17 protein-coding genes are annotated in these 10,116 nt (G+C 71.0%); 10 read left to right on the forward strand and 7 right to left on the reverse strand.

From position 1 onward, the window contains the following. Positions 1–148: 148 nt before the first annotated feature. Positions 149–412, forward strand: a complete 264-nt coding sequence (locus ACZ4UV_RS33370; protein ID WP_294005149.1) for a DUF3099 domain-containing protein — start codon at positions 149–151, stop codon at positions 410–412. A 5-nt stretch (positions 413–417) separates the two neighbouring features. On the opposite strand, the gene ACZ4UV_RS33375 is transcribed toward ACZ4UV_RS33370, so the two are convergent. Then, the gene (locus ACZ4UV_RS33375) at positions 418–780 is read right to left on the reverse strand and encodes a DsrE family protein (protein ID WP_093501301.1); all 363 of its coding nucleotides are present in this window, start codon (positions 778–780) and stop codon (positions 418–420) included. A 40-nt stretch (positions 781–820) separates the two neighbouring features. After that, positions 821–1,876, reverse strand: coding sequence for an LUD domain-containing protein (locus tag ACZ4UV_RS33380; protein WP_451019537.1), 1,056 nt, complete (start codon positions 1,874–1,876; stop codon positions 821–823). Positions 1,877–2,038: 162 nt separating this feature from the next. Between ACZ4UV_RS33380 and sigJ the strand changes: the two genes are divergently transcribed. Together sigJ and ACZ4UV_RS33390 are read left to right on the forward strand one after the other, a co-directional pair. After that, complete coding sequence (gene sigJ / locus ACZ4UV_RS33385; RefSeq protein ID WP_451019538.1) at positions 2,039–2,998, forward strand: RNA polymerase sigma factor SigJ; 960 nt, start codon at positions 2,039–2,041, stop codon at positions 2,996–2,998. Positions 2,999–3,117: 119 nt separating this feature from the next. Next, complete coding sequence (locus ACZ4UV_RS33390) at positions 3,118–3,714, forward strand: hypothetical protein (protein WP_451019539.1); 597 nt, start codon at positions 3,118–3,120, stop codon at positions 3,712–3,714. A 44-nt stretch (positions 3,715–3,758) separates the two neighbouring features. Here the strand turns inward: ACZ4UV_RS33390 and ACZ4UV_RS33395 are convergent, their stop codons facing one another. Continuing rightward, positions 3,759–3,992 (reverse strand): DUF7848 domain-containing protein, encoded by a 234-nt coding sequence (locus ACZ4UV_RS33395; RefSeq protein WP_467843047.1) that lies wholly within the window; start codon positions 3,990–3,992, stop codon positions 3,759–3,761. Beyond that, positions 3,989–4,357: a hypothetical protein gene (locus ACZ4UV_RS33400; protein WP_467843050.1), complete on the reverse strand. Its 369-nt coding sequence runs from the start codon at positions 4,355–4,357 to the stop codon at positions 3,989–3,991. The genes ACZ4UV_RS33395 and ACZ4UV_RS33400 overlap by 4 nt, the downstream gene beginning before the upstream one ends. A 176-nt stretch (positions 4,358–4,533) precedes the next feature. Here ACZ4UV_RS33400 and ACZ4UV_RS33405 point away from each other — a divergent pair, with 176 nt between their 5' ends. Both ACZ4UV_RS33405 and ACZ4UV_RS33410 read left to right on the forward strand, forming a co-directional pair. Then, positions 4,534–5,376, forward strand: a complete 843-nt coding sequence (locus ACZ4UV_RS33405) for a helix-turn-helix domain-containing protein (RefSeq protein WP_467843053.1) — start codon at positions 4,534–4,536, stop codon at positions 5,374–5,376. Next, positions 5,358–5,645, forward strand: coding sequence for a DUF397 domain-containing protein (locus ACZ4UV_RS33410; RefSeq protein ID WP_467843056.1), 288 nt, complete (start codon positions 5,358–5,360; stop codon positions 5,643–5,645). The genes ACZ4UV_RS33405 and ACZ4UV_RS33410 overlap by 19 nt, the downstream gene beginning before the upstream one ends. Here the strand turns inward: ACZ4UV_RS33410 and ACZ4UV_RS33415 are convergent. The 3 genes from ACZ4UV_RS33415 to ACZ4UV_RS33425 are packed head-to-tail and all read right to left on the reverse strand — an operon-like array spanning position 5,620 to position 7,154. Next, positions 5,620–6,009 (reverse strand): toxin Doc, encoded by a 390-nt coding sequence (locus ACZ4UV_RS33415; RefSeq protein WP_351498174.1) that lies wholly within the window; start codon positions 6,007–6,009, stop codon positions 5,620–5,622. The genes ACZ4UV_RS33410 and ACZ4UV_RS33415 overlap by 26 nt on opposite strands. A gap of 2 nt (positions 6,010–6,011) precedes the next feature. Next, positions 6,012–6,260: an antitoxin MazE7 gene (locus tag ACZ4UV_RS33420; RefSeq protein WP_451019543.1), complete on the reverse strand. Its 249-nt coding sequence runs from the start codon at positions 6,258–6,260 to the stop codon at positions 6,012–6,014. Between the two features lie 33 nt (positions 6,261–6,293). Then, positions 6,294–7,154 carry a LysR family transcriptional regulator gene (locus ACZ4UV_RS33425; RefSeq protein ID WP_467843854.1) on the reverse strand — a complete coding sequence of 287 codons (861 nt, stop codon included), beginning with the start codon at positions 7,152–7,154 and terminating at the stop codon, positions 6,294–6,296. A gap of 98 nt (positions 7,155–7,252) precedes the next feature. On the opposite strand from ACZ4UV_RS33425, the gene ACZ4UV_RS33430 reads away from it, so the two are divergent. From ACZ4UV_RS33430 to ACZ4UV_RS33450, 5 genes are all read left to right on the forward strand, one after another. After that, entirely contained in the window at positions 7,253–7,726 is a 474-nt protein-coding gene (locus ACZ4UV_RS33430; protein ID WP_467843060.1) for a cupin domain-containing protein, read from the forward strand. Beyond that, positions 7,723–8,082 carry a DoxX family protein gene (locus ACZ4UV_RS33435; protein WP_451019545.1) on the forward strand — a complete coding sequence of 120 codons (360 nt, stop codon included), beginning with the start codon at positions 7,723–7,725 and terminating at the stop codon, positions 8,080–8,082. The genes ACZ4UV_RS33430 and ACZ4UV_RS33435 overlap by 4 nt, the downstream gene beginning before the upstream one ends. Before the next feature lie 234 nt (positions 8,083–8,316). Next, positions 8,317–8,985 carry a hypothetical protein gene (locus ACZ4UV_RS33440; RefSeq protein WP_467843063.1) on the forward strand — a complete coding sequence of 223 codons (669 nt, stop codon included), beginning with the start codon at positions 8,317–8,319 and terminating at the stop codon, positions 8,983–8,985. After that, on the forward strand, positions 8,982–9,899 hold the full coding sequence (locus ACZ4UV_RS33445; RefSeq protein ID WP_467843066.1) for a hypothetical protein: 918 nt from the start codon (positions 8,982–8,984) through the stop codon (positions 9,897–9,899). The genes ACZ4UV_RS33440 and ACZ4UV_RS33445 overlap by 4 nt, the downstream gene beginning before the upstream one ends. Beyond that, positions 9,896–10,116, forward strand: a 221-nt coding sequence (locus ACZ4UV_RS33450) for a hypothetical protein (RefSeq protein WP_467843069.1), incomplete at its 3' end; no start/stop codon positions are given. The genes ACZ4UV_RS33445 and ACZ4UV_RS33450, both read left to right, overlap by 4 nt.

Consider the following 10,116-nt stretch of genomic DNA (forward strand, 5'->3'; position numbering starts at 1 on the left):
CCGTCGCGTCGCCCCTTCTTGACGCGTCGCTCGCGCTGCTTCGCAGGCTTCGTGACGCTGTGCCGGACTCCGTCCGTCGGTCCTTGAGCGGGCCCGCGCCCGCTGTCCGTCCCGTGCTCAACCTCCCCGGCCGACCTACCCTGGATGCATGCTGGCCCGTCGCCGTCGCGTCTACTTCGTCATGATGGGGATCTGCATCGGTCTCTTCGTCCTGGCGTGGGCTGTCGTACGCATCTGGTCCGTCCCCGCCGCCGTGGGGATGTGCGTGGTGGCCATGGTCATCCCCCCGGTCGCCGCAATGGTCGCGAACCGTCGTGGACCCGACGACCGCTGGTGGGACGACCCCTCCGGTGATCCGCAGTCGGACGAGTGGTGGGACGAGCTGGACGGCAAGAAGCGGCCGAGGTCCTAGGCGCCCTAGTACACGAGCGCCTGCGCCCCGTCCGCCATCGCCTCCTGCACGAAGACCTGCGCGCCCGCGATCCGTACGCCCTCGATGACGTCCTTCTCCGTGATGTCCCGGCGGGCCGCGCACTGGGTGCAGAGGGTGAGCGTGCCGCCCGCGAGGATCGAGTCGACCAGGTCGGGGAGCGGGGCCGCGTGCGGGAGCTCGAACTCGGCGGCGCGGCCCGGCAGGGCGAACCACGCGGACTCGCCGGTCAGCCACATCGACACCTCGACGCCGCTCGCCACGGCCACCGCCGCCACCGTGAACGCCTGCGAGCACCGCTCGGGGGCGTCCGCCCCCGCCGTCACCTTGATCACCAGCTTCTTCGCCATGCCGGAAGCGTAACCACCGACCAGGACCCGCCGCGTCCGGTCAGTATCCGACGGCCTCCCGGAGCAGCAGCACGGTCCCGCGCCCCGGGCGGGGCTCCGCGTTGAGGACGAGCAGCCGGTTGACGGCGCTCGGTGATCCGTACACCTCCCGGGCACGGGCGTCCTCCAGCGGGAGGGCGTGTTCCTCGACGCGGCGCAGCGCCGTGTTCAGGTCGGGCACCACCTTCTGCGCGCCGACGACCCAGACCGCGTGGGCGGCCCCGCCGGCGTTGGCTGGGAGCTGGCTGCCGCTGCCCGAGGCGAGAACGAGCGAGCCGGTCTCGGTGACCGCGGCGACGCTGCTGACGACGTACTCGGGACTGGCGAGCAGCCTGCGGATCTCGTCGGCGCCGGTGGCCCGGTCGATGGCCAGGACGCGCGGCCTGACGGCGTCGTACCGGCCGCCGGTGTTGATGTCCTCGTCGATGCCGGAGAGCCGGAGCGTCTCGCTGGCTCCGGTGAACACGGTGGCGCCCTCGGGCAGCAGCTCCCTGACGCGGGCGCGCGCGGCAGCGGTGTCGTCCAGGATCTCGGCGGCGAAGCCGTTGGCACGCAGCGCGGCGGCCGTCAGCTCCAGCCGCTCGGCCGGTGCCGGGTCGGCGAAGGAGGCGGCAGGCGCCGCTCGGGGCGCCGTGCCCGCCAGCGGGGAGGTGTCGAGGTACCTGACCTCGTACACCCGCTCGGCGAACCGCCAGCCCTCCGCGGTGCGCTGGTAACGGTCGTGGTAGACGGCGTAGTTGAGACCCTGGCGGCCGTCGAGGGTGCGGGCGATCTCCTGGATGTAGGCGCGGCCGGTCGCGGTGTCGCCGTCGATCCGGATCGTGCCGGGGTGTGTGTTCTGCACGAAGAAGTCCCACTGGCTCTGCAGCCGCTCGCCCCCGGAGATGATCTCCTCGCGGCCGATCTGCTCGACGGGGATGTTGGGCATGCGCAGCGCACCGTCCGGGGTGAACAGCGAGGCCAGGCGGGGCCGGTCGCGCATCATCGCCGCGTCGGTGAACTCGCCGCGCAGCGCCTCGATCTCGACGCGGTCCGCGATGGCCTGGAAGTCGTTCATCAAAGTCCCCTAGTCGTCGACGTCCTGTCGTCGTCCTCACCGGTACGACAACGCGGCCCCGCCGGATGTGAGGCGGCCCGCCGGCCTGACATTCCGGTGCGCTGTTCTGTCGTACCGGGTAGGGGCACAGCCACACGGGCGAGCGAGGGAGACGGACCGGCCATGACCACGGGAGCCGAGCAGGGCGAACAGGGTGAGCAGGGCGCGCAGAGCGATCCGGGCCTCGGCGCGGTCATGAGCGAGCGGCGTCAGCTGATCAACCTCGCCTACCGGCTCCTCGGGTCCCTCGCCGACGCCGAGGACGTCGTGCAGGAGACCTACGCCCGCTGGTACGCCATGTCCGCGCCCGAGCGGCGGGCCATCGAATCGCCCGGCGCCTGGCTGACCACGGTCGCCAGCCGCATCTGCCTCAACCAGCTCGGCTCGGCGCGGGCCCGGCGGGAGACCTACGTGGGCGACTGGATCCCGGAACCGCTGCCCGAGCCCACGGAGTGGACCACCGCGCGCTCCGGCGGAGCCGACCCGGCCGACCGGATCACCCTCGACGAGTCCGTGACGATGGCCTTCCTCGTCGTCCTCGACGCGATGACCCCGGCCGAGCGCGTCGCGTTCGTCCTGCACGACGTCTTCCGCTACCCCTTCGGCGAGGTCGCCGAGATCGTCGGCCGCACCCCGGCGGCCTGCCGCCAGCTGGCCTCCTCCGCCCGCCGCCGCATCCGCACCGCGCAGGCCCCCGCGGGCCCGAGCGCCGGGCAGGCCGGCATCGTCAGGCGGTTCCGGACGGCGTGGGAGGCCAAGGACATCGACGCCCTGATCGGCCTGCTCGACCCCGACGCCACCGCGACCGCCGACGGCGGCGGGCTGGCCGTCACCCACCTGGACCCGATCGTGGGCGGTGAGCGGATCGCCCGTGCCTACGCCGAGATCGCCCGCGTGGCGGGCCACCGCACCACGTTCCTGGAGTGCACGGTCAACGGCCTGCCCGGCCTGGTCGCCGAGCAGGACGGCGCCGTCGCGACCGTCTTCGCCTTCGAGATCGCGGGCGACCGGATCAGGCACATCTGGGCGGTACGGAATCCCGAGAAGCTCCGTCCCTGGCGGTTCGGCTCGAACCAGCTCTGATCAGACGGTGAACGCGGTGCAGGCGTCGATGTGCCCCCGAGGGGTGGGGATCCGACGGGTTCTCGGCCACAGTGGACGTACCCGGTCGAGGGGAAGCCGGGGCGGGGGAGGGGCGACCGATGACGGAACCCGATCTGTTCGCGCTGGAAGCCGTCGTGGTGGGGCAGCCGAAGCGTTCGAAGTGGCGCACGTACCGGGGCCCCGCCCTGGCCGTGTCCACCGTGGAGGGGACCCCGCTCGCCGAGGTCACGGACATCGACCACCTGCAGTTCGTCCTGACGAGAACGTCCGGAGAGGTCGCCGTCCGGATCGAGAAGCGTTCCCGGGTCGAGCCGTTCCAGCAGTTCGGGCCGGTGCGGTTCCACTTCGCCGACGGAGCGGACCGGGAGATCGGCACCGCCGGTGCCCGTGGACTCGTCAAGTCCCGACAGTTGAGCCTCCGGACGGAACAAGGTCGCCAACTCCTCCTCACGCGACTGAGTGCGGCGTCGGTCGAATGGCGCCTCACGGAGGCCGACCCGGAAAGCGGCGACCCCGGGCCGGAGATCCTCGGCCGGGTCGAGGTGAGCACCATCGACTCATGGCTCGGGTTGCAGCAGTACGTCGTCGGAATGACGCCACGCCTGGACGCCTCCGAACGGCGGACCTTCGTCGCCTCGGTCGTCTGTCTGCACCTGATCCGTCGGCCTCCGGGCGAGGGCTCCGGGGTGGCGTGAGTGCGCCGCAGCCGACGGACAACGGCAGGCGCCCGCCGAACAGCTCACGCCGGGGTCAGCACCGCGTAGTCCGCGAAGACGCGCCGATAGCGCATGTGCCGCGTCTCCTGCGTATGCCTGCGCTGCCACTCCTCCACCTCCGCCGGATGCCCGCGCACCCCCGACTCGGCCCCGCAGTCCTCCTCGGCCCCCGACACGCACCGCGCCGCGTACTCGGGCGCCGCGCCCGCGTCCTGCACGATCACGTACGGCACGTACCGGAAGACGCGGCGGGTCACGGGTGCTCCGCCCGCTGGTGCTGGCGCAGCAGCACGTTCGCGTCGGTGGCCGCGCTGTGGTCGTGGGCGGCGCGGGCCGTCTCCCGCCGGTCGTCGAGGTGCGTGCACTCGGTGCAGCCGGGCACGGGCCACGGCGGGCGGCTGAGGTCCTCGGGATCCGGCGGCACGGCCCGGGTACGGTCGTTCGCCGCCCGTACGCCTGCGCTGAGCCGCTCTCTGTCGGTGGCGGGCCGCAGCGTCGACGGATGCGCCTGCCACTCTCTTCCTCCCCCCACGGGACGCAGCATCGCGTACGGCCCCGACTGGTCCCGGTACTCGCCGACCTGGTCGGTTGCGGTGTCGTAGAGCAGGGTTCCGGGCTCCATGGCATTCGCTCCTTTTGTCCAACATCTATACGAAATGCGAGAGTTGGACTACTCTGCGTGTCGAGGCTGCTACGAGGATGGCCGGGAGGTGGGGTCGGCACGCCGAGAAGGACCAGTTCTTCCCCGTCTGGCGGCGCTAATTCCACAAATTCCACGGGGAGTCAGGGAGGGGTGCGGTGCCGCAGAGGCGCGTGGTGACGGGGCGCAGTCAGGAGCCGAGGCAGCGGTTCGCGGAGGAGTTGCGGTTGCTGCGGGCGGACAGGGGGGTGAGCTTAAAGGGGCTGGCCGAGGAACTGGGCTGGGACGCGTCCAACTTCGGGAAGATGGAGAGCGGGCGGACCCTGGGGAGCCCGGAGGTCGTGGAGGCGCTGGATCAGTTCTACGGGACGCCTGGGTTGTTGCTGGCGCTGTGGGAGTTGGCCATGGCTGACCCGTCGCAATTCAAGGAGCGATACCGGCGCTATATGGCCCTGGAGGCCGAGGCGACCAGCTTGTGGCACTACTCCGTCGCTATGCCGCCGGGTCTGCTCCAGGCGCCTGGATATGTCCGCGAAGCGCTCGCAGCCGGTGGCCTCAGGGGTGAAGAGCTGGAACAGCAGGTTGCGGCGCGCATCGGACGGCAGAAGATGCTGGAAGAGGAGGATGCGCCGCCGTTTCGGGTCATCCTTTTCGAAGCCGTGCTCCGCAATTCGCTACGCGATCCCCGAGAGTGGCGCACGCAGTTGGAGCACCTGCTGGAGGCTTCGGAGCGCCCGAACACCGCCCTGCATGTGCTGCCGTTCGGCAGTGGACTCCACGGCCTGGTGAACACCAGCGTGATGTTTCTGCGACTGCCGGATGCGCGCACCGTGGCCTACGCTGAAAACGACGTATGGGGTGAACTGGTCGAGGAAACAAGCCGGGTTGAGCGGCTGCACCGCACCTATGATGCCGTACGTGACCTGGCGCTGAGCCCTGCCAAGTCACGCACGTTCATCTTGCGGATGTTGGAGGAAGTGCCGTGCGAGCCATCGACCTGAGCAACGTCTCCTGGCGCAAGAGCAGTTACAGCAACACGGATGGCGGTGAATGCGTCGAAGTCTCCGACGACCTCCTCCGTACCGCTGACTGGCACAAGAGCAGCTACAGCAACACAGCCGGCGGCGATTGCCTCGAAGTAGCCACCGACGTCCCCTCCCTCGTCCCCGTCCGTGACAGCAAGGCCCCCTCACGCGGAGCGCTCCTCCTCGAAGCCTCTGCCTGGGGCGCCTTCGTGGAGGGGGTCAAGCAGGGTCCCCTGGCCGGCTGAACGAGCGCAGCCGCTCGGCGATGCCGTACGAGTCGAGTCGTAGCGCGCGGATGTCATCGATGACGTCCTGCCACAGCTCGGGCTTCGCCTCCACGTGCTCCCCAGAGGCTCCGAGATACGCGAGGGCGACGCCATAGCCGTAGAACTCGTTGCGGGCCGGCAGCGGGCGCAGCAGGACGATCTCTTCCAGGAAGGTTGCGGCCCTCCAGTACGCGTCCGGGTTGGCGTGGTCCAGATGCGGGGTGTTGACCCGGTGCCTGGCTGTCATGCCGACGAGAATGGACAGATCGTTGACGGTCAGGTCGCCTCGGAGGATCTCCTCCTGGCGCTCCAGGAACCAGCGATGATCGACGTTCAGCTCCACGGTCAGGCCGCCTGTCCGGTGTCCTTGGCGCGGGGTGGAAGGCCGCCGTACTTGGCGTCGAACGCTTCCATGACCCCGGGTTCGCTGATCACGCGACGGAAGATCGCCGTGGCAGTCTCAAGGGCTCGTTCCTGCTGCTTCTCCTCGGCCAGTCGGCCCAGGTAGTCCTTGATGGTGAGCCCCTGTGCGTCGGCGAGCCCCCGCAGTATGTCCCTGGTGGTTTCGTCGATCTTGACTGTGGTGTCGGCCATATGGCGAGTATACTGCGGAGAATACTCGTTCGACTACTGCGCTTCGGTGCGATATGCGGCCCCTGCCACCCGCACGAACGACCGCAGCAGCGGGTTCCCGTCCCCCTCCGCCCACGCCACCACCACCCGGCTCGGCGGCATGTCGGCGACCGGTACGACCGTGAGCCCGTCTCCCGGGTCGTGGCCGGCCAGCGTCATGCCCACCGTGCCGTTCCAGAGCACCGCCTGCCGGCACTCCTGGACGGCCCGCACCACCGGCCCCTCCCGCGCCTGCCCGCCGTTCCAGTACGACTGCCACAGCCGGTCCGTGCCCTCCGGGAATCGGAACCAGCGCCGCTCGGCGAGCTCGGCCAGCTCCAGGCTCTCCCGGCCGGCCAGCGGGTCGTCGGCACGGAGCAGCGCCCCCACCGGATCGGCCCGCAACTCCCGCACCACCAGCCCTGTTCCGTCGAACGGCGCGCGGGTGAGGGCGACGTCGACGGCACCGGCGTGCAACCCGCACGTGGGGTCCGTCAGGTCGGTCTCGCGGATGCGGATCTCGACGCCCGGGTGGCGTTCGCGGTACGCGCGGGCCAGCCGCCGTACGCCCGGATCCGTGCTGTCGCCCAGGAGGCCGACGGTCAGGACGGCGGTCCCCGCCGCCGTCGCGACCCGCACGCGCAGCCGGTCGGCCTGGTCGAGCAGCGCGCGGGCCTCGTCGAGGAGGACGGCCCCGACGGGGGTCAGGGCGACCCCTGCCGGTGACCGGTCGAAGAGCCGCGCCCCGACCTCGGTCTCCAGCGCCTTGATCGCGCGGCTCAGCGGGGGCTGGCTCATATGGAGCCGTGCGGCGGCCCGGCCGAAGTGGAGTTCCTCGGCGACCGCCACGAAATAGCGCAGCGTCCGTAGCTCGATCCGATCCATGCGCTCCATACAGGAACGATACCGATCGGGTATCGGGGCGGCGGAACAGGTCTTGGACAGCCGGACCGCCCCGGCCGTCGAATCGGACCATGACGACTCACGACAACACTCCCGCGGTATCCGTCGTCGGGCCCGGCGACGGCGAGGTGCTGATGCTCGGCACCACCCGGATGCGCGTCCTGGAGGACGGCCGTACCACCGGCCACCGACTCGGCCTCGCCGAGTCGGTCCTCGCGCCGCACACCCCCGGCCCGCCGCAGCACCGGCACGCCCGGCACGACGAGGGTTTCTACGTCGTCTCCGGCTCGGTGCGCTTCACCGTCGGGGACGAGGAGTACGACGCCACGGCCGGAACCCTCGTCATGGTGCCGCCCGGCGCCCCGCACACCTTCGCCAACGTCACCGGCGAACCGGCCGTCATGCTCAGCACGTTCACCCCCGACCTGTACGTGCAGTACTTCCGCGACCTGCGGGACCTGTTCGCCACCGGCGAGCCGCCGAGCCCGCAGGCGAGCGCGGAGGTCATGAGCCGTTACGCCACCGAGCCGGCCACCTCCTCATGAGCGTCGCGTACTGGGTGGTGGCCGGTCTGCTCGCCCTCTTCTACCTCTACGCGGGCGGGCTGAAGGTCGTGGGGAGCAGGGAGCGGCTGCTGCCGATGATGGCGTGGGTGGACGGCACGCCGATGCCGGCCGTGCGGGCGATCGGGAGCGTCGAGGTTCTCGGCGCGGTCGGCCTGGTCCTGCCGCGTCTGACCGGCGTCGCGTCCTGGCTGGGCCCGGCCGCCGCCGTCGGGTTCGCCGTACTCCAAGTCGGCGCGGTCAGGGTCCATCTGAGGATGGGGGACCGCCAAGTGGCCCTCAACCTCACGCTCTTGCTCGCGGCGGGGGCGGCTGCCTGGCTGGCGGCGGTGTCCTGATCGTAATTAATCCTTGTACAACTCATTGAACGGACCATGAGTCTCCTGTGGCGCGCGGATCAAGGAATCCGTGCTCCCGTTTGTGCACAGGGGGATGAAATGGACGTACCAGATACACCGCCGGAACCTCGGCCAGAAGCACCAGAAGAAATAGCGCCGGAATCGCTTCCGGAAGCCCCGCCCGGACGAGGTCGGAGGGCGGGCCGTACCGCCGCGCTGATCGCCGGTGCCGCCGTGCTCGGCGTCGTGGCCGGCACCTGCGTCGGCTACCTCGTCCAGGCCGACCGTGCGCCCACCGCCCTGCCGTCCCTCTCCCAGCCGTCGGTCGCGCAGGCGAAGGGCGCCGGTCCGGAACCGCTGTCGGCCGCCGAGGACCGGAAGGTCAAGGTCGACGGCGACCTGCGCAAGCTGCTGCTGAAGAAGCCGAGCGGGGCGCGCAAGGGGCTGTACACGGTGGGGACCGACGGCTGGATGGACCTGACCGAGTACGCGGAGACCTTCGACAAGCCGGCCGTGGCCTTCCGCAACCTGATCGCCGAGGACGATTTCCGGCGGGCGGCCGCCACCACCTGGCGGGAGGGCAGCACCTACAGCGTCGAGATCCGGCTGATCCAGTACCGCCAGGAGGAGTCCGACGGGGCTGCCGAGGACGCGGCGTCGAACGCGTACTTCTGGGCCGACTCGGCGGCCCAGGACACCGAGAGCTGGCCGGTCCCCGGCACCGGCGACGGCATGGCGTACGTCCACCACAAGCCCAAGAGCGAGTACGGCGTGAGCGTGTACTCGGCCGAGGCGCACGCGTGGCGCGGGGACATCGCCATGGAGATCTGGATCAGCGACACGAAGCCGATCTCCAGGACGAAGGTGCTGGATCTGGCGAAGCGGCAGATGGAGCGGCTGTGAGCGAGCAATCCGTGAACCCCGACACCACGGCGCCGGAAACGGCCGTTCCTGAGCCGGCGGCCCCCGAACCGGCGGTCCCCGAGCCGGCGGCCGCCGTGGCCGTTCCCGAGCCGACGGTCCCCGAGGCCGTTTCCGACGTGCCCCTCCCCGCCCCCGCCCCCGACGCTGCGGCCCCGGCGGCGCGGCCCCGGCGTCGTATCGCCGTCTTCGCCACCGTCGGCGTCCTCGCCGCGGCCGTCGTCGCGGGTGCCGCGTACACGGTCGTGACCGTGGGTTCCGCGGACCGCGACCCCGGTGCCCCGGTCTGGAATCTGCCCAAGGACTCCGAGGGGGCGCGGGCGGCGGCGGAGACCGGTCTGCGGGCGATGCTGCTGCCGTACGAGAAGGACCGGTACGGGCGGGGCCCGGACCTGGCCGGATTCGGCTCGGACGTGCAGTTGAGCGGCGCCCAGGCCACCGCGCTGCGCAAGGAGTCGATCCAGGACCTGCCGCGTTCGCAGCGCCAGGAGATGGACCGGCAGATCGACAAGAACCCGGTCAAGGGCATCGTGATGCGCAGCTACGTGCACACCGCCGGTGCCGACGGCGACGAGTACACGATGGACATCCAGCTGGCGCAGATGGAGAACCGGGCCACGGTCCGCTCCATCGCCACCGCGGAGCGGACGCTCTTCGACTCGCTGGACATCTTCCGCAAGGGCCCGGAGATCGCGGGGTACAAGGACTCGACCTCGTGCTTCCTGCCGCCGGCCGATTCGGGCGAGAAGCTCGACTCGATGCTCTGCTACGGCTACGTGGGCGACGTCCTGGTCGCCGCCACGGCCACCGCGGCCAAGCCGCTGGACACGAAGAGCGCGGCGGACATGCTGCACGCCCAGCTCGAACGGATCAAGGACCCGGGGGCGGCCGTATGACCACCGAGACGAACACGAACACGGATCCGAACGCGGTCCCGGACCCGAATGCGGTCCCGGACGCGGACACCGACGCGGCCCCGGTCCCGGACGCGGACACCGACGCGGCCCCGGTGCCGGTCGCGGACACCGACGCGGCCCCGGTGCCGGTCGCGGACACCGACGCGGCCCCGGTGCCGGTCGCGGACACCGACGCGGCCCCGGTGCCGGTCGCGGA

Source organism: Streptomyces sp. NPDC028289 (genome assembly GCF_055565975.1).

Coding starts and splice junctions, on each gene's coding strand:
- ACZ4UV_RS33370 (WP_294005149.1), top strand. CDS start 149: ATGCTGGCCCGTCGCCGTCGCGTCTACTTCGTCATGATGGGGATCTGC.
- ACZ4UV_RS33375 (WP_093501301.1), bottom strand. CDS start 780: ATGGCGAAGAAGCTGGTGATCAAGGTGACGGCGGGGGCGGACGCCCCC.
- ACZ4UV_RS33380 (WP_451019537.1), bottom strand. CDS start 1,876: ATGAACGACTTCCAGGCCATCGCGGACCGCGTCGAGATCGAGGCGCTG.
- sigJ (WP_451019538.1), top strand. CDS start 2,039: ATGACCACGGGAGCCGAGCAGGGCGAACAGGGTGAGCAGGGCGCGCAG.
- ACZ4UV_RS33390 (WP_451019539.1), top strand. CDS start 3,118: ATGACGGAACCCGATCTGTTCGCGCTGGAAGCCGTCGTGGTGGGGCAG.
- ACZ4UV_RS33400 (WP_467843050.1), bottom strand. CDS start 4,357: ATGGAGCCCGGAACCCTGCTCTACGACACCGCAACCGACCAGGTCGGC.
- ACZ4UV_RS33420 (WP_451019543.1), bottom strand. CDS start 6,260: ATGGCCGACACCACAGTCAAGATCGACGAAACCACCAGGGACATACTG.
- ACZ4UV_RS33430 (WP_467843060.1), top strand. CDS start 7,253: ATGACGACTCACGACAACACTCCCGCGGTATCCGTCGTCGGGCCCGGC.
- ACZ4UV_RS33435 (WP_451019545.1), top strand. CDS start 7,723: ATGAGCGTCGCGTACTGGGTGGTGGCCGGTCTGCTCGCCCTCTTCTAC.